Annotated in this window: 20 protein-coding genes; 6 read left to right on the top strand and 14 right to left on the bottom strand. The window is 69.4% G+C overall.

The features are described 5' to 3' along the window. Positions 1-47: 47 nt before the first annotated feature. The 4 genes from LR394_RS25445 to LR394_RS25430 are packed head-to-tail and all read right to left on the bottom strand — an operon-like array spanning position 48 to position 3,759. Positions 48-920, bottom strand: coding sequence for an ABC transporter permease (locus LR394_RS25445; RefSeq protein ID WP_231446623.1), 873 nt, complete (start codon positions 918-920; stop codon positions 48-50). Continuing rightward, entirely contained in the window at positions 917-1,630 is a 714-nt protein-coding gene (locus tag LR394_RS25440) for an ABC transporter ATP-binding protein (RefSeq protein WP_231446620.1), read from the bottom strand. Before LR394_RS25440 ends, LR394_RS25445 begins: the two co-directional genes overlap by 4 nt. Next, positions 1,627-2,424, bottom strand: coding sequence for an ABC transporter permease (locus LR394_RS25435; RefSeq protein WP_231446618.1), 798 nt, complete (start codon positions 2,422-2,424; stop codon positions 1,627-1,629). The genes LR394_RS25440 and LR394_RS25435 overlap by 4 nt, the downstream gene beginning before the upstream one ends. 27 nt (positions 2,425-2,451) lie before the next feature. Next, positions 2,452-3,759 carry an ABC transporter substrate-binding protein gene (locus LR394_RS25430; RefSeq protein ID WP_231446616.1) on the bottom strand — a complete coding sequence of 436 codons (1,308 nt, stop codon included), beginning with the start codon at positions 3,757-3,759 and terminating at the stop codon, positions 2,452-2,454. Positions 3,760-4,022: 263 nt separating this feature from the next. Here LR394_RS25430 and LR394_RS43200 point away from each other — a divergent pair, with 263 nt between their 5' ends. Both LR394_RS43200 and LR394_RS42015 read left to right on the top strand, forming a co-directional pair. Continuing rightward, on the top strand, positions 4,023-4,904 hold the full coding sequence (locus LR394_RS43200; protein WP_231446614.1) for a D-Ala-D-Ala carboxypeptidase family metallohydrolase: 882 nt from the start codon (positions 4,023-4,025) through the stop codon (positions 4,902-4,904). Positions 4,905-5,033: 129 nt separating this feature from the next. Next, a complete protein-coding gene (locus LR394_RS42015; protein ID WP_269329737.1) occupies positions 5,034-5,159 on the top strand; it encodes a hypothetical protein in 126 nt (41 codons plus the stop codon). Between the two features lie 217 nt (positions 5,160-5,376). Here LR394_RS42015 and LR394_RS25420 read toward each other — a convergent pair whose 3' ends face one another. From LR394_RS25420 to LR394_RS25385, 8 genes are all read right to left on the bottom strand, one after another. Beyond that, positions 5,377-6,603: a M4 family metallopeptidase gene (locus LR394_RS25420; protein ID WP_231446612.1), complete on the bottom strand. Its 1,227-nt coding sequence runs from the start codon at positions 6,601-6,603 to the stop codon at positions 5,377-5,379. A 16-nt stretch (positions 6,604-6,619) separates the two neighbouring features. Further along, entirely contained in the window at positions 6,620-6,937 is a 318-nt protein-coding gene (locus LR394_RS25415) for a protealysin inhibitor emfourin (RefSeq protein ID WP_231446609.1), read from the bottom strand. 140 nt (positions 6,938-7,077) lie between these two features. Continuing rightward, on the bottom strand, positions 7,078-7,257 hold the full coding sequence (locus tag LR394_RS25410) for a hypothetical protein (protein WP_231446607.1): 180 nt from the start codon (positions 7,255-7,257) through the stop codon (positions 7,078-7,080). 265 nt (positions 7,258-7,522) lie between these two features. After that, complete coding sequence (locus tag LR394_RS25405) at positions 7,523-8,863, bottom strand: YihY/virulence factor BrkB family protein (protein WP_231446605.1); 1,341 nt, start codon at positions 8,861-8,863, stop codon at positions 7,523-7,525. A gap of 109 nt (positions 8,864-8,972) precedes the next feature. Next, on the bottom strand, positions 8,973-9,818 hold the full coding sequence (locus LR394_RS25400) for a tetratricopeptide repeat protein (RefSeq protein WP_231446603.1): 846 nt from the start codon (positions 9,816-9,818) through the stop codon (positions 8,973-8,975). A 443-nt stretch (positions 9,819-10,261) separates the two neighbouring features. Beyond that, entirely contained in the window at positions 10,262-10,759 is a 498-nt protein-coding gene (locus LR394_RS25395) for an excalibur calcium-binding domain-containing protein (protein WP_231446600.1), read from the bottom strand. A 700-nt stretch (positions 10,760-11,459) separates the two neighbouring features. After that, positions 11,460-12,494: a ribosome small subunit-dependent GTPase A gene (gene rsgA / locus LR394_RS25390; RefSeq protein ID WP_231446598.1), complete on the bottom strand. Its 1,035-nt coding sequence runs from the start codon at positions 12,492-12,494 to the stop codon at positions 11,460-11,462. Positions 12,495-12,817: 323 nt separating this feature from the next. Continuing rightward, complete coding sequence (locus tag LR394_RS25385; RefSeq protein ID WP_231446596.1) at positions 12,818-14,071, bottom strand: YihY/virulence factor BrkB family protein; 1,254 nt, start codon at positions 14,069-14,071, stop codon at positions 12,818-12,820. Between the two features lie 165 nt (positions 14,072-14,236). Here LR394_RS25385 and LR394_RS25380 point away from each other — a divergent pair, with 165 nt between their 5' ends. From LR394_RS25380 to treY, 3 genes are all read left to right on the top strand, one after another. Beyond that, positions 14,237-15,910, top strand: coding sequence for an acyl-CoA dehydrogenase family protein (locus LR394_RS25380; protein ID WP_231446594.1), 1,674 nt, complete (start codon positions 14,237-14,239; stop codon positions 15,908-15,910). 208 nt (positions 15,911-16,118) lie between these two features. Next, positions 16,119-18,410 carry a glycogen debranching protein GlgX gene (gene glgX, locus LR394_RS25375; protein ID WP_231446592.1) on the top strand — a complete coding sequence of 764 codons (2,292 nt, stop codon included), beginning with the start codon at positions 16,119-16,121 and terminating at the stop codon, positions 18,408-18,410. 6 nt (positions 18,411-18,416) lie between these two features. Further along, on the top strand, positions 18,417-20,843 hold the full coding sequence (gene treY / locus LR394_RS25370; RefSeq protein ID WP_231446590.1) for a malto-oligosyltrehalose synthase: 2,427 nt from the start codon (positions 18,417-18,419) through the stop codon (positions 20,841-20,843). Here the strand turns inward: treY and LR394_RS25365 are convergent. Both LR394_RS25365 and LR394_RS25360 read right to left on the bottom strand, forming a co-directional pair. Further along, on the bottom strand, positions 20,820-21,728 hold the full coding sequence (locus LR394_RS25365) for a PPK2 family polyphosphate kinase (protein ID WP_231446587.1): 909 nt from the start codon (positions 21,726-21,728) through the stop codon (positions 20,820-20,822). The genes treY and LR394_RS25365 overlap by 24 nt on opposite strands. Before the next feature lie 26 nt (positions 21,729-21,754). Next, positions 21,755-22,516: an SDR family NAD(P)-dependent oxidoreductase gene (locus LR394_RS25360; protein ID WP_231446585.1), complete on the bottom strand. Its 762-nt coding sequence runs from the start codon at positions 22,514-22,516 to the stop codon at positions 21,755-21,757. Between the two features lie 63 nt (positions 22,517-22,579). Between LR394_RS25360 and treZ the strand changes: the two genes are divergently transcribed. Beyond that, positions 22,580-24,352, top strand: coding sequence for a malto-oligosyltrehalose trehalohydrolase (treZ, locus tag LR394_RS25355; RefSeq protein ID WP_231446583.1), 1,773 nt, complete (start codon positions 22,580-22,582; stop codon positions 24,350-24,352). The last annotated feature ends 3 nt before the right edge of the window (positions 24,353-24,355 follow it).

The following is a 24,355-nucleotide window of genomic DNA, read 5'->3' as shown; positions in this document are numbered from 1 at the left end:
TCTACTACAAGCTGTAGTGACAAAGGTCCCGGGCGGGCGGGACTGTCCTACTCACTCCATCCGGTGAGCCGTCCAGTCACGCAGTTGACCAGGCGCAACGAGGCCAGCGAGAGACCGGCGAAGACGCCCGCCACGACCACCATCTGATCGACCAGGGTGTACAGCAGGGTCTGGTTCAGGGCCCAGCCGAGGCCGGACTGGATGCCGTAGAGCTCCGAGGCCAGGACGCAGGCCCAGGCAGTGCCGGCGGCCAGCATCAGGGCGCCACGCAGGGCCGGGAGTATCGCGGGGAGGACTATCCGGATGCTGATCTGCAGCGGGGTAAGGCCGAGCGTGCGGGGGTACTCGGTGAGCGGAGCAGGCAGGGAGTTCACCGCGTTGGCAGTGGCCAGCAGGACCACCCAGAAGGCGCCGAAGGTCACGAACGCGATGCTGGCCGTGGTGGTGGCGCCGAACCAGAGCGCGAACAGCGGGGACATGGCCAGCACGGGGAGCATGCGCAGCAGTCCGGCGATGCCGCTGACGGCCTGGCGAAGGGGCCTTACGGCGGCGACGGCCAGGCCGATGGGTAATCCCAGGGCGACCGCCAGGAGGTATCCGGCCCAGGCGCGGACCAGGGTGGCCAGGCTGTTCTGCAGGACGGCGAGGGCGGCCAGAGGGACGGAGTCCTCGGCGCCTTGGAGAGTGGTCTCGGGGCCCCACCCGCCCTTGTAGAAGTGGCTCAGCCCGGTGATGCCGGTGGTGAGGACCTGTTGCAGCGGGGGAACGACGTTCTGGCCCTGGCTGGTGGTGGCGCCGACCAAGAGCGAGAGCAACTGCCAGAGGACGAGTCCCGCCAGGACGCCGGCGAGCAGGGCCCGGTTGCGGGGCCGGGTCCGCAAGGCGACACCGAACCGGCGCGTGCCGACGTCCTCAATCACTTGAGGCTTTCAAGGAGAGCTGCGCGCAGAAGGTTCGCGTCCACGTCCATCCGCAGGTTCTCGCCCCGGGGCCGGGGGAAGGTGACCGGGACGTCGGCCCGTACTCCCCCGCGGCCCACGATCACGATCCGGTCGGCCAGGGTGATCGCCTCGTCCACGTCGTGGGTGACGAAAACGATGGTTTTGCCGGTCTCTTCCCAGAGCTGGAGCACGGTTTCGTGCAGGCCGGTGCGGGTGAGGTGGTCGAGCGAGGAGAACGGCTCGTCCATCAGCAGGATGTCGGGGTCGTTGGCGAACACTGCAGCAATCGCGACGCGCTTGCGCATGCCTCCGGAAAGCTGGCGCGGCCAGTCCTTTTCTCGCCCTTCGAGGCCTACTGCCCTGATGAAGTGCGCTACTTGCTCGTCGGTGCTGCGCGAGCCGAGCGCGACGTTGTCCCGGACCCTGAGCCAGCCGGGGATGGCATCCTGTTGAAACACCATTCCCCGGCTCGCGTCCGGGCCTTCGACGGGTTTGCCCTGGGCTCTGATCACGCCTTCGGTGGGTACGAGCAGACCGGCCAGGCAGCGCAGCAGGGTGCTCTTGCCCTGGCCGGAAGGTCCCAGCACGCAGAGGAACTGGCCATTGGGCACGTCCAGGTCGAGGTTCTTCAGCGGGGTGATGCCTGGCTGGTACTGCACGGTCAGGCCGCGGATCTCGAAGGCGTTCACCCTTGCCACCTCAGGGCGGGTCTTGTTGCTGCCCGGATGACAAGATCGAGGACCAGCGCCACCAGGCCGACGGTAATCGCGAGCGCCAGTACTGCGGCCACATTTCCCTGCTGAGCTCGCACCGCGATCAGCCGGCCGATTCCCACCCTTGAGCCCAGCAACTCGGCGCTCACTTCCAGACTGATACCTGTGGCCAGGGCCAGCCGCAGGACGGCCACAATGGGCGGGAAGGCTGCGGGCAGTACCACCGCGCGAAAGCGGGCCTTGCTGTCCAGACCGAGGGTGGCGGCGTATTCCTCTGCGGTGGGCGGGATGTTGAGCGCGGCCGACTGGGCCACCACACCGACCACGACGAAGCAGTAGAAGGCGACCAGCAGAAGCTTGCTCAGCGGGCCAGCGCCGAACCAGACCAAGAAGAGCGGCGCGGCAACCAGAACAGGCACGGCACCGAAGACGAACAGGACGGGCTCAGTCACGTCGCGAAGCCACTGCCGCCGGGCTGCTTTTAGACCGGCCACGATGCCCAGCGCGCTACCGATCAGCCACGCGACGGCAGCTGTGCCTAGCGTCCAGGCCAGATTGACGGGGTAGTCGGAATGCCGGATGCCGAGGTACTCCAGCCCCCTGTCACCGAAAAAGCCGTGCTGGAACTCCCAGAGGACGACGCGGGGGCCGGGAAGGACTGCGTCCTTCCCGGTGAAGAACGCGACTGCCTCCCAGGCACACCAGAAGACGAGCACACCGATGGCGCCCCAACGGCCCGCCCGGGCGACTTCCGTGACTGACTGGCTCACAACGTCCTTTGTTTGCCGATTGCCGCTTTACTGGTTGGCCGCCGCCGCGAAACGGTAGGCGTCCAGGTAGTTGCGCGCGTCATACTGTTCCTGAGCCTGCTTCTTCAGCTCACCGTCCGGCGCGGCGGCCAGCGCCTTGTCGGCCTCCTTCTTGTACCGCACCAGCGCCTCGTAGACCTTCCCGGCGATACTCAACTCGTCCGGGGTGTGGCCTTCCTTGATGACGCCCTGGCGGGAAAGCACTTCCAGGTTTGCGGTGGCTACGGTGTCGAAGAAGAACGGGTCGTCGCTGTCGGTGTAGAAGTCGCCGGCTTCGTCGAAATTGCGCAGCGAATAGATGTTGTCGAACGTGCCGGCCAGCTCCTTGGCGGTGATCTCGGTGCCGGTGTACGAGTTCAGGTACTCCACGAACCGGCCTGCGGTCTCCTCCGGATCGGTCTGCAGGTCGTCGATCAGCCGGTAGATCACGCTGGTGAAGCGCAGAAGCGTCTCGAAGTTCTGCTCTGCGTACTCGGTGGTGGTGACCAGGCCGGAGTAGGTGAAACGCAGCGGCACGGTGTCTTGCGAGGGCAGGTTGTCGATCACCTGGCGCAGGTCGACCAGGGGCTCCCAGCCGTTCTGCTGCAACTGCACCACGAACCCGGCCGAGGACGGGGACAGGAAGTCGGCCTGGCCGGCGAACCCGGCCTTGACGATGTCGGGGTTGGCCAGGAACTCGACCTTCACGTCCTGGTCCAGGTCCAGCCCGGCGGCCTCGGCCACGGTGTTGCGGAACAGTGGGCTGCCACCGTCCACGCAGATCAGCTTCTGGCCCTTGAGCTGGGCCATCACCGCGGTCAGGGCGGTCTTGAAGTCGTTGCCCGCGGCCATCTCCTGGGCGACGGTGCGGTACTTACCCTTCGGCGCGACGATCCGGTAGACGTAGGACACGTCGCTCACCGCGAAGCCGACCACGTTCTTCACGGTGTCGATCTGGTTGGCGATCGTGGGTACGTAGCCTCCGCCGAGCTCGACCTGGCCGTTGACCAGGGGCGTCAGGTTACTCAGGAGGTCCTGCTGGGCGCCGTAGGGCTCGGGGGTGATGGTGATGCCGACGGCCTTGTAGTAGCCGATGTCGATCCCGGCCACGCCGAGCAGTTCGTCGCCCCAGGGCGGGAATGACGCCTTCAGATTGATCTCGGGGATCGTGGTGCCCGGCTCGGCCAGGTCGGCCGCGGCGGTGAAGGCCGCGCCCTGGCCGCGGGAGGAAGAGGGAGCCTGCGCACACCCGGTCAGCACAGCTGCGGCACTCGCCGTCACCGCGGTGAACAGCGTGCGACGGGTGATGAGGTCCAAGGCTCGGTCCTTCTTCGGTGTTGACGTGTCTTGCTGGGGGTGTCTTGCTGGGCCAACTACAGCATCGGTCGGCGGGGGCCGTCGATGTGTGCGTCCGACAACGACGGGCTGACGATCTTGTCGGTGCCGCGGTGAGGCGTTTCACACGAATTGCGGGATACCGCGCTGACACAGAGTGATTCGAAATACTCACAGTGCTTTCACGGCTAACAAACGCGTTGCATACGTTGCACCCGCAACCACCGTCTCGTTGGATGTACGGCGTGACCCCCGAAGAAGCCACGACCCTGACCGACGACACATCCCAGATCGGCCTCGACGACGGCCCCATCGGCGAGGAGAGCCCGGACGACAACGACAGAAATCCCTTTTCGCCGCGTTCCGACGTCTCCGGTGACCCGCTGGACCTGGAACGAGGCCTGCCGGAGGACGCTCCGATCTACAAGGGCGCCTTCCGGGGCGAGGACGACGACTACCTGCCGCTGTCGACCGTGCGCGAGGCCACCGCGGCCCGCAACGTCGCCACCGTGGCAAGCAGCTCGGTCAATGCGGCGTCGCTGAGCGTGAACGAGGTGACCAAGCGGCTGCGCGCGATCGGCTTCCGGATCCGCAGCACCGGCGAGCGGGAGCAGGCGATCCGCGCGTTCAAGACCGGCTGGTTCAAGCTCGGCCCCTCGCTGATGGACGGCACGGTGGCCAACAGCATCCTGGGCCCGAAGGCCAGCGCGGCGATCGACCTGGCCTACGAGCGGGACAAGGACGGCCTGAGCACGATGTCGCCGCACTTCTCGTTCGTGGAGACGCGGTGCAAGTGCGGTGGCAACTTCACCGACTGCCGGCGGATCTGGCCCACGCGGCAGTCGGTGATCGCGGCCGAGGCGCTGCGGACCGCGTACTTCCCGCGCGGGCTGACGCCGGTGTCGTGGTGCCGGTGCACCGGGCACAACCGGAACGTGGGCGGGGCTTCCTCCTCACGGCACCTGAAGGGCGATGCGCTGGACATTCCGCACACCGTGTCGCTGCGCCGGGTCAAGGCGCTGGACATCTACACGGGGGTGGGGATCAACCGCGGCGACGGCAACGTGCAGCATGTGGACCTGCGTCCGGGCTCGGCGGCGGCACCGACGGTCTGGTACTACGCCTGACCTGGCTTTTACTACGCCTGACCTGGCTTTCACCCGGGTCACCTCGCACGCTCCCCACAGCGTGCACCGCACTACCCCGCACGCTCCCCACAGCGCGCAGCGCACCGCTCCCCGCACGCTTCCCACAGCGTGCACAGCACCACCCCGCGCGCCCCTCACGGCGTGCACAGCACCACCCCGCGCGCCCCTCACAGCGCGCACCGCACCACCCCGCACGCTCCCCACAGCGCGCACCGCACCACCCCGCGCGCCTGACCGCGCGGGTCTGCACCACCCGACGAAGTCCCGCCCCTGGGACACGCACCGGGCCGGGGACCGACCTCCCCGGCCCGTCCGGCGTCTTCACCGGTTCAGCGCTATGTGGCTCGCTTCACGCTGCCCAGTTCGCTGCTGCCCCAGCTGTACGCGTCCCAGTCCGCCGCCGCCTCCAGCTGTACGCGTCCCAGTTCTGCGCGTCCCAGTTCTGCGCGTCTCAGTTCTGCGCCGCTTTCGTTTCTCCTTCGATTCCGGTCACGTCTACGGTCTTGTCCCCGGTCACGTCGATGACCTGGTCTTCGGTGAGGTCCCCGGTCTGCGGCGTGGTCGCTTCCTCGGTCTCCCCGGCAGCTTCTCCGACCGCGAGTTCTACGCCCACCTCGGTCCAGGCGCCGGCCACGATGTCCCGGCCTTCCACCCCGAACAGTTCTTCGGCCCGGGCCACGCTGATCGTGGCGAACTCGGTGAACGTGGCCGTGGTGGTCAGCTCCGGGCTGGACAGGGTGGCGAACCAGACGCGGCCGGCCTTCTCCCACGCGTAGCCGCCGAAGCCGATGGCGGCCAGGTAGAAGGCGCGGTTGGGGATGCCGGAGTTGACGTGCACCCCGCCGTTGTCCTCCTGCATCTCCTGGTAGTCGGCCATCGAGGCGGGTTGCGGGTCCTTGCCCAGGTTGGGATCGTCGTAGGCGGTGCCCGGCTCCTTCATCGAGCGCAGCGCCACTCCCTGCACCGCACTGGCCAGCAGCCCGGCGCCGATCAGCCAGTCCGCCTCCTCGGCGGTGATCTGCGGTTCGGCCGCGTGCTGCTTGACCAGGCTGCCGAAGACGTCGGCCAGCGACTCGTTGAGCGCGCCCGCCTGGTCCTGGTACTCCAGGTCGCGCACGGCCCCGATGACGCCGTGCGCCAGTTCGTGCCCGATCACGTCGATCGCGACGGTGAAGCGGTTGAACAGGGTGCCGTCGCCGTCGCCGAACACCATCTGCTCGCCGTTCCAGAAGGCGTTGTCGTAGTCGCGGCCGTAGTGCACCGTGGCATCGAGCGGCAGGCCGTTGGCGTCGATCGAGTTGCGCTGGAAGATCTCCCACCAGAACCGGAAGGTGGCGCCGAGCCCGTCGTAGGCCTCGGTGACGGCCACGTCGTCCACCGGGGCCTCGCCCTCGCGCAGTACCTCGTCGCCGGGCAGGGTGCGGCGATTGCCGGCGTCGAAAATGGTTCGGTTGGGCGTGGTGTCGGCCGCCTCCGCGGCGGTGCCGATCCGGGCCAGCGGCTGCGCCACCCGGGCGCCCCGCAACTGCCGGTCGATGCCCAGGTCGACCAGAGCGGCCTCGCGCAGCTCCTGCGGGCCGTTCTCGGCGAGGTGCTCGAGCATGTACGGCGGGAGCACGTGGTGCAGCCCCAGTTTGAGGTTCGGGTGGCCGGCGACAGGTCGTTGCGATGCGTTCATTTCGCTCCCCCTTGGCTCACGAATATGACGACAGCAGATCGATCAGGGCCTCCATCGCCGGGTCCGCGAAGGGCTCGGTGACGGCTACCGCATGACTGGTGGTTCCGTCCTTCACACTCAGGTGGTACACGAAGCGGTCACCCGCCGTGGGTGCAGACTGGGCTGACCGTGTGGCCTCGGACTGCTGCGCAAGTTCGGCGATCCGGGCCGCCCGGACCGCCGACTCGAGCTCCTCGGCCTCACTTTTGGGAAGACTAGCGGTATCCACCGACAGTTTTCGGCTGAGACCGGGAACAGCGGCGAAACCACCGCTGCGGTGCAGGGTGACGAGCATCCGGGCCCCCTTTCAGGGAACGTGCAGACGGCACAGTATGCAGGGCTGATCGGACTCGAACCCGGCGTCGAGCAGGTCCACCCAGGTGCCGTTCAGGAGGAACGGTGTGCTCACGTCCCGGTCGATCGGGCCGAAACTGATTACCACGCCGATGCCATCCGGGTGCGGATCCGGGCCGGCGCACCGTGCAGTGCAGTGAGCGTGCGCCCGGTCCAGCCACCGGCGATCTTCCAGCGCAGCGGACGCGGGGTCACCTGGAGGCCGGTGTCGTGGTCGTTCTCCGGCAGAAAGTACTCCTGGCCGTTGTGCACCAAAGGCACTGCGGTGCTCCAGCTCTCTGCTTGGCGTCGATGTGCTCGATCGTGAAGGTGAAGTTCTGCTCTCCCCTGTCGTGCAGCCAGCTGTGCCACGTCTCGGCGTCCTCCTCAGGTCTTGAGGGCAGGGTGGTCCGGGTGGGTGGAGATTCCCCGGGTCCACATGATCCCTGGGACGGCCTCCGAACGGGATGCTAATCCGGCTGCTCGTTCGGGCCGTTCGTCGCTCCAGCGGGGTGGTGCTGGTCAGCGCTGGCCACCCGCTACCGGGTCAGTCGTGCTGTGGAACGCCTGGTTCTTCGGCAGGCCTGGTCTCCGGGATGCTGGTGCCGGCCGGCCCTCTGCCGCGCCTTGATCCGAGACTCCGGCCCGCACCCAGACTCTGGTTCTGCTCCGTACCCCCGGCCGGGCCCGCGTCTGTCGCCGGACCCGTAACTGGATCTGGCCCTGAACCCGACTCGGAAACCTCGTCAGCTGTGCCTGGTTCGCCCGGGGCGGTCCGCTCGTCCTCTGCTGGATCTGGGTTCTGCTCCCCCGGAGCGCCCTGCGCCCGCAGCGCCTCCTTGGCCTGGGCCCGGGCGGTTCTCCGGCGCCGACGGGCGGTGGCGTTCTGGCCGTCGTGCTCGAAGCCGACGTCTACCCATTCGAAGTCCTTGGTGCGCTGGGCGCGAGCGTAGCTGCGGTAGGCGCGTTGGTCGGCCTCGGTGAGGTCCACGTCGTCGGTGAACGGGGTGAGCAGGGTGCGGGGATAGAGCCGGCGGACCCGCACGACGTTGGCCTCGGCGCAGATCAGCAGGGCCACGACGGCCAGGTAGATCCAGGCGATCAGGCCCAGGACGATGGCGAAGACTCCGTTGGTGGCGTCGGCCTGGCGCACCACGCTGCCCACGTAGACGGTTCCGAACTGCTGCAGCGCCTGCCAGACGAAGGCCGCGGCGAGCGCTCCGGGCAACACCTCCAGACGGGTGAGCCGGCGGGTGGTGCCCCAGCGGAACAGGAACATGAAGAAGAAGGTGATCAGCGCGATGCCGGCCAGGCCGGAGACCAGGCGCAGCACCTCGTTGAAGTTGAGCAGGTCGGCGAAGCCGTTGACGTTGGTGCCGATGCTGCCCAGGCTGCCGGTGACGATGAAGGTCAGGGCGCCGACGGCGAGCAGGAACAGGCTGCGCAGCCGGGCGGCGATCGGGTTGGGCCGCCGGTTGCGCGGGACGGCCCACATCGTGTTCAGCGCGTTCTGGGTGGCGTTGGCCACGCCGAGCGCACCGTAGATCGAGCCGACCAGGCCGATCGCCACGGCGGTGGCGCTGCCGCGCAGGCCCTGCGGGTCGCCGAGCTGGTCACCGATCACCGGGAACTGGCTCAGTGCCGAGTCGAGAATGGTGCGCTGCAGGTCGGGATTGCCCTGGAGGATGAAGCCCAGGACCGAGGCCAGCAACAGCAGCAGCGGGAACACCGACAGGAAGCCGTAGTAGGTGATCAGCGCGGCGAGGTAGCCGCCCTGGTCGTCGAAGAACTTGTAGATGACGGCCAGGGGAAAACCGACGACCGGGTGCTTCTGCTGGAAGTGGTCTACCCGGTCGTGCACCCTCTCCGCGCGTTCCCCCACCGACACCCGTCCACCACGCCCCTTCCGATGGGCGCGTGACTCGCCCGCTGCCAGCCGCTGCCAGGACTACCAGCATGCCGGTACGCAGCAACGACGGCACCCTGAAGGTCAGGCGCTATTCCATCTCCATGTGCTTTCGGGCCAGTTCGTCCCCCGCCTCGACCGCGGCCAGCAGCAGGGTCATGCCCTCGGCCTCGCGGTCGGTGGCGCGCAGCAGCAGGGCCAGGTTCAGCCGGCAGTTGGCGTCGCCCAGGCTCAGGCCCATCCGGTAGGCCGCCTCGGCCGCCTCGCAGTTGTCGGCCACCTCGTAGAGCAGGTTGCCCATCGGCAAGAAGCACTCGACCTCCAGCGCCTCGGTGCCTTCTCGCAGTACCGCCAGCGCCTCGGCGGCGCGGCCCTGCTCCAGGTACATCTCGGCCAGCGGCGGACGGGTCGGCGGGTACAGGCTGAGGGCCCGGCTCAGCAGCCCTTCGGCCTCGCGCGCCCGCTCCTCCTCCCACAGCCGCACCCCGAGTACCCCGGCGGCCAGGTCGCTGCCGCGCTCGACCGCTGCGCGCAGCAACTCGAACGACTCGATCCGGTGCCCGCGGTCGCTCAGGATCCAGCTGGCGCCGATCGCCCCCTTGGCGTCGCCCTCGGCCCAGGCCTGCTGGTAGGCCTCCAGCGCGGCATCGGCCCGGCCCATGTCCTCCAGAGCGCGGCCCAGCCCGTAGGCCGCCCCCTCCTCGCCCGCAGCCAGGGCCGCCGCGAACGCCTCGGCCGCGTCCGACCGGCGGCCGAGCTGCATGTAGGTGTTGCCCAGGTTCAGCTGGGCCGCACCGTCACCGGCCAGCGCCGCAGCACCGAACAGGCGCAGCGCCTCACGGATGTGACCTCGGCCGGCGGCCGCGCACCCGGCCCGCACGAGGGCGTCGGGTTCGACGGGATCACCGCATTCGCTGGTACTGGTGGACTGCGTCATCGGACTCCTTCGTTTCTTCGTCACCCTGGTCGGCCGGGCCTGGGCAAAAGCCAAACGTGACTCCGGACACGCTCCGGCGGAACGGCATTCACCGTGCCCGGAGCGCCCGAACCGGTCAGACGGCACACATCCACATCTAGCGGGACCTCCCCGGCACAACCGTTCTGCCTGCCCTCACCCATCTCCTGACCACCGCGGAGCAGGAGGCGACCTGCGCCATAGCACGCACTATGTCCCCCTGTCTTGCAGCGCTTTTCACCGAGCACCGATCCCGGCACCACTGATACTAGGCGCCCGTGGCGACAATCTCGCCCCCGGAAGCGAAATCTGTGGATAACTGCTGGCGCGTATCGGCCCGCGCTCGGCGTGTCGGCAAATCATCGACAGGACAAGCTAACTCGACACCGAGCAATGCAAGCATAACGATTCGCCCATGTCTGGTTTCAGCGCTCGCAGGCGATGCCGTCCCGGTCCTCGTCCAGATCCTGGTTGGCCCCGTAAAGCGCCGTGCTGCGCCCGAAGTCCTTGACCGGCAGCAGATTCGGATTCGCGGCCGGGCCGGGGCCGCCCGGCGGGACGAGCCGGGCAGGAACGCCGAACGAGCGCAAGAACGGCGGAACTGCGGTTTCCTGCCGGACATCTCGGTACGGCCCGGGCCGGTCGACGGCCATCGGCAGGCCGATTCCATGCGGATAAGCAGAAGTCAATGTGGCACAGCTCTCAAACTGCGGCGCCGTCGTCCCGGTCGTGGCCGCCACCGGCGGCCCCTCGGCCACTTCCGGCGTCCGGGTCCCCTCGGCCAGTGGTTCAGGTACGGAACCCATTGTCCGGTAACCCATATCGGCCGGATGCTCACGGTCCGACCCGGCAACGAGTGCAGCATTGGACATTCGCGGCAGCCAAATCACCGAGACCACCGACAAGGCGATCACGCCGGCCACGCAGAGCAGAACCGGCCAGATACGTCGCGTCGGGGGCGTAGGGACCCAGAGCTGCCACCCCGGCGGAACGGGCCCCCAGTCAGGATCCGGCTCCCAGTCGGCCGACGGCATCCACCCCCGCGGCGGACGCGGCCAGTGCGGCGGCGGATTGAAACTCCATCCCTCGAGCAACCTGGCCCCCTTGTGCGTGTTCAGAGGCCGGAATCTCTACAACCTCACCAGCCACGCTAGATATCAAGGACCTCAGGGCGAATACCCCGGCCAGGGAACGAACCTTTCTCCCGGTGGCAGGGTGGCCGGGAAGACGATGACGAGATGGACATAGCCGGACGGTCAAGGCTTGGGCCGGCCGCCTACCCGACTCCGACTCCGGCTTCCGCTTCCGCTTCCGCTTCCGGGCGAGCGCGAGAGCCGATGATCGGGAAGACAAAAGACGCTATGACGTGTTTTTGTCTTCCCGATCATGGCTGTGGGGTGGGTGCGCCCGGCTTGGGAGATGGTGCGGGTTGTCCGGGCGACAGGACTGTCGGGGTGGCGTGAGTGGGTGGTGGCAAGGTCAGGGCGGGGACAGCGGGGGATGTTCTGCGGCGGCGAAAGGGAACCTCGTGGCCTGCTTACATCGTGTACACCTGGTACCTGATGTACTCGATGTACGCATCGCAGGGGGCGCCCGACCCGCTCGGGCAAGCCGTCCAGGCTTTCACCAGCGGCCGCGGTCCGGGGGCTTCTGGTACTGGCGGCGCAGAGCTTTGTGCATCACCTTGCGCTTGCGGAGTTCCTCGTGGCGCAGCCGGGCGTCTCGGCGCACCTCTTGGCGGAAGCCCTCGGCCACCAGGGCCCGGTAGGACTCGAAGCGCTCCAGGGTCAGCTCGCCGCTCTGGATCGCCCCGATCACCGCGCAGCCCGGTTCCACCGAGTGGCCGCAGTCGCCGAACCGGCAGCTCTCGGCCAGTGCGGTGATGTCGGCGAAGGTCTCGTCCAGTCCCGCCGCGGTGTTCACCCCGACGCTACGCAGGCCCGGGCCGTCGATCACGTAGCCGCCGGCCACCGGATGCAGCTCGCGGGTGACCGTGGTGTGGCGTCCCTTGCCGTCCTGGCGCAGGGCGTTGACGCGCATCAGGTTGTCGCCGGACAGGGCGTTCACCAGGCTGGACTTGCCTGCGCCGGACGGGCCGAGGAGGGCCACGGTACGCCCGCCGGCGAACAGGGCGCGGATCTGCTCGATGCCCTCGCCGTCGGCGGAGGACACGGCGTGCACCGGGCAGGCGTTCAGGGTCTGCAGTTCGGTCGCGATCCGCTGTGCCTCGGGCTCGAGGTCGGCCTTGGTCAGGATCACCACCGGCTGGGCACCACTGGCCCAGGCCAGGGCCAGCAGCCGGGCGATGCGGTTGTGGTTGGGCTCCGGCAGCAGGCCCTCGACCACCGCGACCACGTCGACGTTGGCCGCGAGCACCTGGCGGCGGGTGGTACCGGCGGCGTCGGCCCGGGTGAGCAGCGTGCTGCGGGGGCAGACCGCCTCCACGGTGATCCGCTCGTCCGGCCACCAGCGCAATTGCACCCGGTCGCCGGTGGTGGGGGCGGCATCGGGGTCGTCGTGGACGGCCGCCAGCAGGCTGCCTCCCCAGCTGGCCCGCACGGTGCCGGAAGGCACCGACGGGTCGCCGACGTCCGTTGCTGGTTCGTTCTCGCCGGGCCCCAGGTCGACCGTGGCGATGCCTCGATCGACTCGGACCACGACTCCCTTGACGGGGTTGGGGCATGCTGAAGTCACGGTGGTACCTCTCGGAAATGAGGTGCCCTTCCGGCCGTCGGCGGTGTGCGACGGGTCAGGCGGGCGCGGGAGGAGCGAACGGAGGGGTGCTCGCGCGCAGTTGCGCGGGACGTCCGTCCCTGACGGGTGTGGACATCTCGACCTCCTCCCATACGCCGAGAAGGCGCATCGCTACGACTCCCGCGCCACGACCGGGGTGCCCGGAAGTGGCTCGGGATGCTTACCGGGACGTTTCCCGGCGCGTTTCCAAGGTAGGTAATCCCCGCCGTGCTGTCGCCTGATTTTCCTCAGGGGGCGTCGGGCGGCGGCAGAGGAGCCGGATAGCGGGGGTCAGGTTCGTCGGCAGAGTGGTCGACAGAGGCAGAACCAGCAACAGCAGAACCAGCAACGGACGATCGGCTCGCCTGGATCGTCGGATTCGGCTTGGTCTCCGGTTCCGGCAGCGGTTCCTGGGTACTGACCGGATGGGCGAACGGCGGACGCGGGGCGAGCGGGGTCAGCGTCTCGGGTTGCTCGTCCGTCTTGGCCGGCTTCCCGGAGGAAGCGGGCAGTCCGGCCACCGCGGCCTCGTGCCGCTCGCGCACCCGGGCCCGGGCCTCCACCCGCGCCGGGGTGGGCCAGCGCTCGTCGATGGCCGCGTTCAGTGCCGCCCCGATCAGCACCGCGATGGCCAGGAAGTACAGCCAGATCAGCACCACGATCGGGGTGGCCAGCGGACCGTAGATCGAGGTGCCGCCGACCGACTCGTTCAGCGCCCAGCGCAGCACGAAGCTGGTCAGCACCCAGATGGTCAGGGCCAGCACGGCCCCCGGCACGTCCCGGTACCAGCGCGAGCGGATCGGCGTGGACAGGTGGTAGAGCCCGGCGATCCCGGCCACCGTGGCGAACGAGACCACCGGCCAGTACACCCAGTCCGAACCGCCGATGTCGCCCAGGGTGTCCCAGCCCGCGCCGTACAGCACCCGCGACAGCCAGCCCGGCCCGATCAGGACCAGCGGGATCACCACGATCCCGACGATCAGGGCCAGGCAGTACAGCGAGAACGACAGCACCCGGGTGCGCACGATGCCGCGCAGGCCACCCAGGCCGTACATGATCGAGACGGTGTCCAGGTACACGTTCAGCACCCGGGAGCCGGACCACAGCGACAGCACGAAGCCGATCGAGACGATGTCCGCCCGCCCGGCCCCGACCACCTGGTCGAAGGTGGGCAGGATGACCGAGCTGACGCTCTCGGCGGTCAGGAAGGTCAAGGTCAGCTCGCGCAGCCGGCCGCGCAGGTCGGCGACCGCCTCGGCGCCCATCAGGTCACCCACGAAGCCGATGCTGCCGACCAGGCCGAGGACCAGCGGGGGCAGCGAGAGCAGGGCGAAGAAGCCGACCTCGGCGGCCAGGCCGGTGACCCGGTAGCGCAGGCAGATCCGGGTGGTCTCGGTGGTCAGCCACCACAGCAGGGTCAGGACCCGGCCGAGCAGCCCCCAGGCCGCTACCGGCGGGACCGCTGGGTTACTGGCGCCCGCTTCACTGACCACGCCGGTCACCGTACCTACCTTTCCGTCCCATCTCGTAACCCGTGGCCGCCCCGTGACCAGGGCCGTGACCAGCGCCACGGCCTGAGAACGGGCTGAGCGACACGACGCGCCGTTGAGGTGCCCTTGTTACCGGCTTGTCGGTGTACCGGGGTGTCGGTCGGTACGGTGACGTTCGTGGCCGAATCCGACGACGCACTGAATCTGGTGCCCGCGCCGGCCGACCGCGATGTCTTCTCCGAGGACCAGGTGCTGGTCGAGGCGGTCGAGCGGCACGAGGGCAAGGCCCATCTGGCCAAGCTGCGCGACCTGGGCCGCCTGGCCGGGGCACCGCGCTCGCTGGGCTGGGCCGAGTCGGTGGACCGCTATCCGCCGGCGCTGCGCACGCACGACCCGCACGGGCGCCGGGTGGACGAGGTGGAGTACCACCCGGCCTGGCACCGGCTGATGCAGTCCGGGGTCCGGGCCGGGCTGACCGCCGCGGCCTGGGACGCCTCCGCCCCGATGGCCGCGCACACCGGCCGGGCCGCCGCGATGATCGTCTGGTCGCAGGTCGAGGGCGGGCACCTGTCCTCGCTGAGCACCAGCTACGCCGCCGTCCCCTCGCTGCGCACCGACCCGGAACTGGACGCGATCTGGCGCCCCCGGCTGGCCGCCCGTTCCTACGACTCGGCCTTCCGGGCCCCCGGCGAGAAGCTGGGCTGCCTGGCCGGGCTGGCAGTCACCGAACGGCAGGGCGGTTCCGACCCGAAGGCCGGCACCACCGTGGCCACCCCGATCCCCGAGCTGAACGGCAACGGCCCGGTCGAGGGTGAGCACATCTACCGGCTGACCGGGCAGAAGTGGTTCGTCTCCTCGCCGATGAGCGACGTGTTCCTGGTCCTGGCCACCGCCGACAAGGGCCTGACCGCCTTCGTGGTGCCCCGGGTGCTGGCCGACGGCAGCCGCAACACCTGGCGGCTGCTGCGGCTGAAGAACGCCGTGGGCACCCGCTCCAACCTGCCCGCCGAGGTGGAACTGGACGGCACCTGGGCCGCCCGCCTGGGTGAGGAGGGCAAGGGGATGCGGGCGCTGACCGGCATGCTCACCGCCACCCGGCTGGACGCGGTGCTGCGCTCGGCCGGGCAGATGCGCCAGGCGGTGGCCCGGGCGGTGCACCACTGCCGGCACCGCGAGACGTTCGGCTCGGCGCTGACCGACAAGCCGCTGATGCAGAACGTGCTGGCCGACCTGGCGCTGGAGAGCGAGGCGGCCACGGTTCTGGCGATGCGCCTGGCCGCGGCGGTGGACGCGGGTGAGACCGAGCTGCTGCGGGCGGCCGTGCCGGTGGCCAAGTTCTGGGTCTGCAAGCGGGCGACCGGGGTGGTGGCCGAGGCGCTGGAGTGCCTGGGCGGCAACGGCTACGTCGAGGAGCACGGCCTGGCCCGGGTGTTCCGGGACTCGCTGGTCGGGCCGCTGTGGGAGGGCCCGGGCAACATCAGCGCGCTGGACGTGCTGCGGGCGATGGCGATGCAGCCGCGCTCGATGGAGGTGCTGCTGGCCGAGATCGACCGCGGCCGCGGCTGCGACCCCCGGCTGGACCGGGCGATGGACGAGGTGGCGGGCTTCCTGATGGCGGCCTCCCGCGAGGCCCGGCGGGACCCGGCCGCGGTGGAGGCCGGCGCCCGCTGGATGGTCGAGCGCCTGGGCGTGGTGCTGCAGGCCTCGCTGCTGGTACGCAGCGCTCCTGAACCGGTGGCGTCCACCTTCCTCACCACCCGGGTGGCCGGCAGCGGCGGCACCCTCTACGGAACGCTGCCGGTCAGCCGCAAGTCGACCCGGATGATCGTGGAACGCTCACTGCCCGGATAGGCACCGCGACCGACCGTCGTCCGCCGGCCGCCTCTGCCACTCTGGTGGGGTGGGCAAAACCCCTCCTTCCGGGTCGTACCGGCGCGTCGGAGTGCCCTGACCCGGCGGGATCAGCTGCGAGCCGCAAGAATGCACGTGTTTCCGGCGCGGCCCGCAGCAGCGGACCCGCCCCAGCAGGCGCAGTTCGATTTTCGGAGTCGGGAAGTACATGGAGATCTGGCCAGGCCATCCGTACCCGCTGGGCGCCACCTACGACGGCGCGGGCACCAACTTCGCGGTGTTCAGCGAGGTCGCCGACCAGGTGGAGCTCTGCCTGATCGCCGACGACGGCACCGAGTCGCGGGTCGAGCTCGGCGAGGTGGACGGCTTCGTCTGGCACGGCTACCTGCCCAGCGTCGGCCCCGGCCAGCGCTACGGCTACCGGGTGCACGGCCCGTACGACGTCAAGGCCGGGCACCGCTGCAATCCGGCCAAGCTGCTGCTCGACCCGTACGCCAAGGCGATCGACGGCCAGATCGACGGCGACGAGTCGCTGTTCTCCTACCGGTTCGACGAGGCCGACGCCTTCAACCAGGACGACAGCCTGGGCCACACCATGCTCTCGGTGGTGGTGAACCCGTACTTCGACTGGGGCAGCGACCGGCCGCCGCGCCGCGAGTACCACGAGACGGTGTTCTACGAGGCCCACGTCAAGGGCCTGACCATGACCCACCCGGGGGTGCCCGAGGACATCCGCGGCACCTACGCGGCGATCGCGCACCCGGCGATCATCGACCACCTGGTCGAGCTGGGGGTGACCGCGCTCGAGCTGATGCCGGTGCACCAGTTCGTCAACGACACCACGCTGACCGCCAAGGGCCTGTCCAACTACTGGGGCTACAACACCATCGGCTTCTTCGCCCCGCAGAACACCTACTCCGCCAGCGGCTCGCGCGGCCAGCAGGTGCAGGAGTTCAAGATGATGGTGAAGGCGCTGCACGAGGCCGGGATCGAGGTGATCCTGGACGTGGTCTACAACCACACCGCCGAGGGCAACCACCTGGGCCCGACCATCGCCTTCCGCGGCCTGGACAACAACGCCTACTACCGGCTGGTGGACGAGGACCGCTCGCACTACTACGACACCACCGGCACCGGCAACAGCCTGCTGATGCGCAGCCCGCACGTGCTGCAGCTGATCATGGACTCGCTGCGCTACTGGGTGCTGGACATGCACGTGGACGGCTTCCGCTTCGACCTGGCGGCCACCCTGGCCCGGCAGTTCCACGAGGTGGACCGGCTCAGCGCGTTCTTCGACATCGTCCAGCAGGACCCGGTGATCTCGCAGACCAAGCTGATCGCCGAGCCCTGGGACCTGGGCGACGGTGGGTACCAGGTGGGCAACTTCCCGCCGCTGTGGACCGAGTGGAACGGCAAGTACCGGGACACCGTGCGCGACTTCTGGCGCAGCGAGCCCTCCACCCTGGGCGAGTTCGCCTCCCGCCTGACCGGTTCCTCCGACCTGTACCAGGACGACGGCCGGCACCCGATGGCGAGCATCAACTTCGTGGTCGCGCACGACGGTTTCACGTTGCGGGACCTGGTCTCCTACAACGAGAAGCACAACGAGGCCAACGGCGAGGGCGGGGCCGACGGCGAGAGCCACAACCGGTCCTGGAACTGCGGGGTCGAGGGCGAGACCAACGACGAGAACATCCTGGCGCTGCGGGCCCGTCAGCAGCGCAACTTCATCCTCACGATGATGCTCTCGCAGGGCGTGCCGATGCTGGCCCACGGCGACGAGTTCGGCCGTACCCAGAACGGCAACAACAACGTCTACTGCCAGGACAACGAGCTGGCCTGGATCGACTGGAAGATGGCGGGCCCGGACAACGACCTGCACGCCTTCACCCGGCGCGCGGTCAAGCTGCGGCACGAGCACCCGGTGTTCCGGCGCCGCCGGTTCTTCAAGGGCGGGGCCTCGCGCGGTGGGCAGAGCGAGGTCGGCGACATCGCCTGGTTCACCCCGGCCGGGCAGCCGATGGCCGACGACGACTGGCACCAGAGCTACGCCCGCGCGGTGGCGGTGTTCCTGAACGGCGAGCGGATCATGGCCCCGGACAAGCGCGGCCGCAAGATCATCGACGACTCGTTCCTGATCTTCTTCAACGCGCACTACGAAGACCTTCAGTTCGCCGTGCCGCCGGCCGAGTACGGTGAATGGTGGACGGTTCTGCTGGACACGGCGGTGGACGACGTGACCCACGAGGACGGCGGAGACGCCTACTCCCCCGGGGAACTCGTGCACGTGGTGGCCCGCTCGGTGGTGGTGCTCAAACGGCCCACGATCGACGAGAACACGCCGCCCTCGCAGATGGCGGCCCGGGGCCGCTCCGGCAGCGGGCCGGGCACCGTGCAGGCCAGCAGCGAGGCGACCGCAGGGTTCGGCAAGCCGATCGAGATGGTGCCGCGGGCGGCGCCCCGGCTGACCCCGACCCCCGCTCCTCGAGTCGGAAGGTAAACGCGCTTGAGCACCCCGGTTTCGACCTATCGCTTCCAGGTACGGGATTCGTTCGGATTTGCGGACGTGGGTGCGCGGGCCGCGTACCTCTCGCGCCTCGGGATCACCCACGCCTACCTGTCCCCGATCCTGCGGGCCACGCCCGGATCGGGGCACGGGTACGACGTGGTGGCGCACGACGAGCTGTCAGCGGACGCCGGTGGCCGGCCGGGCTTCGACGCGATGGTCGCGTCGTTGCGGGAGTCGGGGCTGTGCGCGATCGCCGACGTGGTGCCCAACCACATGGCCATCCCCACCCCGGAACGGCTGAACGCGCAGTACTGGTCGCTGCTGCAGCACGGGCCCGAGTCGGAGTACGCGGCCTGGTTCGACGTGAACTGGGCACCCGGGCAGATCATCGTGCCGGTGCTCGGCGACCGGCTGCCGAAGGTGCTCGAGGCCGGTGAGATCTGGGCCGACGGCAGCGTGCTGCGCTACTACGGGCACGAGTTCCCGGTCCGGCCCGGCACCGAGAACCTGCCGCTGCCGGAGCTTCTGGACGCCCAGTGGTACCGCCTGGCGTTCTGGCGCACCTCCGACGAGGAGCTGAACTACCGCCGGTTCTTCGACGTGACCACGCTGATCGCGGTGCGGGTGGAGAACCGGCCGGTCTTCGACGCCACCCACGCCCTGATCGGCGAACTGGTCAAGAACGGCTCGCTGAGCGGGCTGCGGATCGACCACCCGGACGGTCTGGCCGACCCCCGGGGCTACCTGCGCGACCTCGCCGAGGCCACGGACGGCGCCTGGGTGGTGGTGGAGAAGATCCTCGAGGGCGAGGAGACCCTGCCGCCGGACTGGCCGTGTGCGGGCACCACCGGGTATGACGCGCTGAACCGGATCGGCGGGCTGTTCGTGGACCCGGCCGGAGCGGCGCCGCTGGAGGCCCTGCACCGCGAGTTCACCGGGGACGAGCGGACGCTGGACGAGGTGGTCGAGGTGTCGAAGCGGCGGATCATCGACACCAGCCTGAACACCGAGGTCCGGCGGCTGACCGACCTGCTCGAGGAGATCTGCGACGCCGACCCGGCCCTGGCCGACTTCACCCGGCGCGGGCTGCACAACTCGGTGGTCGAGCTGCTGGTGGCGATGGACCGGTACCGGGCCTACGTGGTGCCGGGCGAGGCTGCCCCGGGCGAAGCCGTCGAGACGGTGGAACGGGCCTACCGGGCTGCCGCGGACCGGCTGGCACCGGAGCTACGGCCCACCCTGGATCTGGTGAAGAGCCTGCTGCTGGACGGGGTTGCGGCCGGCCAGGACCCGCTGCGGGGCGAGCTGGTGATCCGCTTCCAGCAGACCTGCGGGCCGGTGATGGCCAAGGGGATCGAGGACACCACGTTCTACCGCTACCACCGGCTGATCTCGCTCAACGAGGTGGGCGGCGAGCCGGGGCATTTCGGGGTCCCGGCGGACGAGTTCCACGCTTTCGCCGCCCGGCTGGCACACGACTGGCCGGGCACCATGACCACGCTGTCCACCCACGACACGAAGCGCTCGGAGGACACCCGGGCCCGGTTGGCCCCGATCGCCGAGATTCCCGCGGAGTGGGCCACCCACGTCCGTCATTGGCACGAACTGGCCACGAAACACCGCTCCCCCAACGGCTACCCCGACCCGTCCACCGAATATCTTTTCTGGCAGACGCTTCTGGGCACCTTGGGCGCGCACGGCGCCCCGGGCTCGGACCGGATCGTGGACTACCTGTCGAAGGCCACCCGCGAGGCCAAGCAGCACACCTCGTGGACCAGCCCCGACACCGCGTTCGACGAGGCGGTGGAGAAGTTCGCCCGCGCCGTTCTGGAGGATCGCGAGATCCTGGACAGCGTGCAGAGTTTCAGCCGGCGGATCGAACCGGGGGCCCGGGCCACGATCCTGGGCCAGAAGCTGGTGCAGCTGACCATGCCGGGGGTGCCGGACGTCTACCAGGGCACCGAGATCGTCGATCTCTCCCTGGTCGACCCGGACAACCGGCGGCCGGTCGACTACGCCTATCGCGAGGGACTGCTGCACGCCGTCGAGTCGAACTCGGTCGCTCAGCTGCCGCACCACGAACAGCTGGACGCCGAAAAGCTTCTCGTCACCCGGGCCGCCCTGCGGCTACGGCGGGATCACCCGGACTGGTTCACCGGCGGCGGCTACTCGCCCGTGCCCACCTCGTCCACGCACGCCGTGGCCTTCGGCCGGGGTCCCGCAGACCAGGTCAAGGCCGTCACCGTGGCCACCCGGCAGCCGCTGACCCTGGAGGAGCACGGCTGGGGTTCGTCGGTGGTCGTGCTGCCCGTCGGCCAGTGGACGAATCTGCTCACCGGGCAGACGCTCAGCGGGGGCCCGGTCGAACTGGCCACCCTGCTGGACGCCTACCCGGTGGCGCTACTGGCCCTGGGCGGCGAGTAGGGCCTTCAGCCGGACCCGCTCGGCCTCGACGTCGAACGTGGCGGCCGGCCAGACCGGGTCCAGCTTGGTCAGCACATCGATCAGCAGGCTCTGAACGGCCCACCGGGCGTACCACTTCCGGTCGGCCGGGACCACGTACCAGGGCGCGCCGCCCGCCGAGCAGCGGGTGAGCGCGGCCTGGTACGCCTCCTGGTACTGCGCCCAGTAGGCGTGCTCGTCCAGGTCGGCCACGCTGTACTTCCAGTACTTGTCCGGCCGGTAGAGCCGCTTCTCCAGCCGGCGCAGCTGTTCGGCCGGGGAGATGTGCAGCATCACCTTCACGATCGCGGTGCCCTGGGCGGCCAGCTCGGCCTCGAACTCGTTGATCGCCTGGTAGCGCGGCTCCCACTCGGCCTGCGGGACCAGGTCGTGCACCCGGACGATCAGCACGTCCTCGTAGTGCGAACGGTCGAACACACCGATCAGGCCCGGGCCGGGCACCCGGGGCCGGACCCGCCAGAGGAAGTCGTGGGCCAGTTCCTCGGCGGTGGGCGCCTTGAACGCGGTGTGCTGCACGCCCTGCGGGTCGACGGCGCCGACCACGTGGCGCACGATGCCGCCCTTGCCCGAGGTGTCCATGCCCTGGATGACCAGCAGGACCCGGCCGTTGCTGCTGCCGCTGAACCCGGCCGCGAACAGCCGCTCCTGCAGCTCGGACAGCTGCGCCGCGCCCAGGGCGAGTGCCACCTCACCGTCGGCCCGGCCACCGGAGAAACCCGGCGTGGCCGAGGAATCCACCCTGGAGAGATCGAACTTCTTGCCGACGCGCAGCAACTCGGCCAGCTGCCGAGGGGTGGCCGAGGGACTCTCGTGCGCACCGACGTCCTTACGCTTGTTCTTGGCCATCGAAAACCCTTTCGTCAGGGGCGGGATCAGGGGCGCGAACGGCTGCCCAGCCGGGCCGCGACGAACCGGGTCAGGCTGCGGGGAACCAGCCGTGAGGCGGTCACCACCGCCTTGTACCTGAGGCTGGGGATCGAGACAACGACATCTCGCTGAAGATCCTTGAGCGATGAGTCGACCACGAAGTCGGCGTCCAGCCAGAGCAGCTCGGGGGCCCAGGCCATGTCCATACCCGCGCGGGCATGGAACTCGGTGTGGGTGTAGCCGGGGCACAGCGCCTGCACCCGCACGCCCGTTCCCCGCAGCCCGTTCGCCAGACCCTCGCTCAGCGCTGCTACCCAGGACTTACTGGCGGTGTAGGTAGAACCGCGCCCGGGGGTCAGACCGGCGACGCTGGCAACGTTGATCACGCCGCCCGCTCCGCGCTGCTTCATGCCGGGCAGCACCGCATGGGTCAGCTCCATCACCGCCGTCACGTTCAGCTCCAGCTGCCGGTGCAGCTTCTCGAACGGCGTGGCCCAGAAGTCACCCTGCCCGCCGATGCCCGCGTTGTTGACCAGCAGATGCACCGGGCGCTGCTCGTCCTGCAGACGTTCCACCACCGGCCGGCGCTGCTGCGGATCGGACAGGTCGGCGACGATCACCTCGGCATCCCCCAGTTCCTGGGCCAGGGCGTTCAGGCGCTCGGCGTCCCGGGCCACCAGTACGAGGTGGTAACCGTCCTTGGCCAGACGACGCGCGAATGCGGCGCCGATACCGGCGGTCGGGCCGGTGACGAGTGCGGTGGGCATGGGCCCCACGGTATCGGCCTCTTTGGGAAGGCCATGGGGACGAAATTCTGACAGGCTTGCCCCGTGCACGAGTTCACCGTCTGGGCGCCGGCCGCCTCCCGCGTCATGTTGCACCTTCCCTCCCTGGATCGGCGCGAGCCGATGCGCCCGGTGGCAGACCCTGCCCTGGGGCAGGAGGCCACCCCCGAAACCGCAGGCCTGTGGCGGGTCCAGGTACCCGAAGCGGGGCACGGCACCGACTACGCGTACGCGCTGGACGGTGGCGAGCCCCGGCCCGATCCGCGCAGCGCCTGGCAGCCGGAGGGGGTACACAAACCCAGCCGGGTGTTCGACGCTTCGTTGCACCAATGGGGTGATGGTGCCTGGGCCGGGCTGGATGCCCGCGGGGCGGTGTTCTACGAGCTGCACATCGGCACCTTCACCCCGGAGGGCACGCTCGACTCCGCGATCGGCCGGCTGGACCACTTGGTGGAACTTGGCGTCGAGATCGTCGAGCTCCTGCCGGTGGCCGAGTTCTCCGGAGAGCGCGGCTGGGGGTACGACGGAGTCGGCCTGTACGCCGTGCACCACGCCTACGGAGGCCCGGCAGCCCTGCAGCGCTTCGTTGATGCGGCGCACCAGAAGGGCCTCGGGGTATGCCTGGACGCCGTCTACAACCACCTCGGCCCCGACGGTAACTACCTGCGCGAGTTCGGGCCGTACTTCACCGACACGCACACCACTCCCTGGGGCGATGCGGTCAACCTGGACGCCGACGGAGCCCTGGCGGTGCGCGCCTGGATCGTGGACAACGCGCTGCGCTGGTTCCGTGACTTCCATGTGGACTGCCTGCGGCTGGACGCCGTGCACGCCCTGGTCGACTCCTCGCCCCGGCACATCCTGGCCGAGCTGTCCGACCGGGTCGCTGCGCTTTCGGACGATCTGGGACGTCCGCTGGGCCTGTTCGCCGAGAGCGACCTGAACGATCCGGCCATGGTGGAACCGGTCGCGCGCGGCGGGCGCGGGATGACCGGCCAGTGGGACGACGACGTGCACCACGCCGTCCACAGCTTCGTCACCGGCGAGACCCAGGGCTATTACTGCGATTTCGGGACGTCGGCGGTGCTGGCCCGGGTGCTCAAGGAGGCCTTCCGGCACGCCGGGGACTACTCCACCTTCCGCGGGCAGCACTGGGGCAAGCCGATTTCGGCCGACAAGCACCGCGGGCACCAGTTCGTCGTGGCCACCCAGAACCACGACCAGGTGGGCAACCGCGCCACCGGCGACCGGCCCAGTGCCACGGTCTCCCCCGGGCGGCTGGCGGGATCGGCCGCACTGGTGCTGACCAGCGTCTACACCCCGATGTTGTTCATGGGCGAGGAGTGGGGCGCGTCCACGCCCTGGCAGTTCTTCACCTCGTTCGAGAGCCCGGAGCTGGCCGAGGCGGTGCGCAAGGGCCGCCGGGCCGAGTTCGGCTCGCACGGCTGGGCGCCCGAGGAAGTGCCCGATCCGCAGGCGCTCTCGACCTTCGAGGCGTCCAAGCTGAACTGGTCGGAGCTGTCCGGGCCGGTCAACTCCGGCCTGCTGCGCTGGTACCGGGACCTGATCGAGCTGCGCCGCACCTCGCCCGACCTGCTGGAGGACCTGTTCGACTCGGTGTCGGTCAGCTATGGGGACGCCTGGATCGCGATGCAGCGCGGCTCGTTCACCACGGTGCTGAACATCGGTAGCGAGGCGGCGGCCATCCCCGTGGCGGCCGGGTCACGAGCCCGGCTCACCTGGGGAGATGTTGCGGTCGACGAACTGGGGACGGTTGTGCTCCAGCCGGATGCGGTGGCCGTCCTTCAGGTCTCCTAGGGG

This window comes from Kineosporia babensis (assembly GCF_021129305.1).
Lineage (GTDB): Bacteria > Actinomycetota > Actinomycetes > Actinomycetales > Kineosporiaceae > Kineosporia > Kineosporia babensis.
Note: the sequence above shows the minus strand (reverse complement) of the source record. Positions and strands in the feature narration are given on the sequence as shown.

Coding starts and splice junctions, on each gene's coding strand:
- LR394_RS25365 (WP_231446587.1), bottom strand. CDS start 21,728: ATGGCCAAGAACAAGCGTAAGGACGTCGGTGCGCACGAGAGTCCCTCG.
- LR394_RS25400 (WP_231446603.1), bottom strand. CDS start 9,818: ATGACGCAGTCCACCAGTACCAGCGAATGCGGTGATCCCGTCGAACCC.
- glgX (WP_231446592.1), top strand. CDS start 16,119: ATGGAGATCTGGCCAGGCCATCCGTACCCGCTGGGCGCCACCTACGAC.
- LR394_RS25420 (WP_231446612.1), bottom strand. CDS start 6,603: ATGAACGCATCGCAACGACCTGTCGCCGGCCACCCGAACCTCAAACTG.
- LR394_RS25360 (WP_231446585.1), bottom strand. CDS start 22,516: ATGCCCACCGCACTCGTCACCGGCCCGACCGCCGGTATCGGCGCCGCA.
- LR394_RS25415 (WP_231446609.1), bottom strand. CDS start 6,937: ATGCTCGTCACCCTGCACCGCAGCGGTGGTTTCGCCGCTGTTCCCGGT.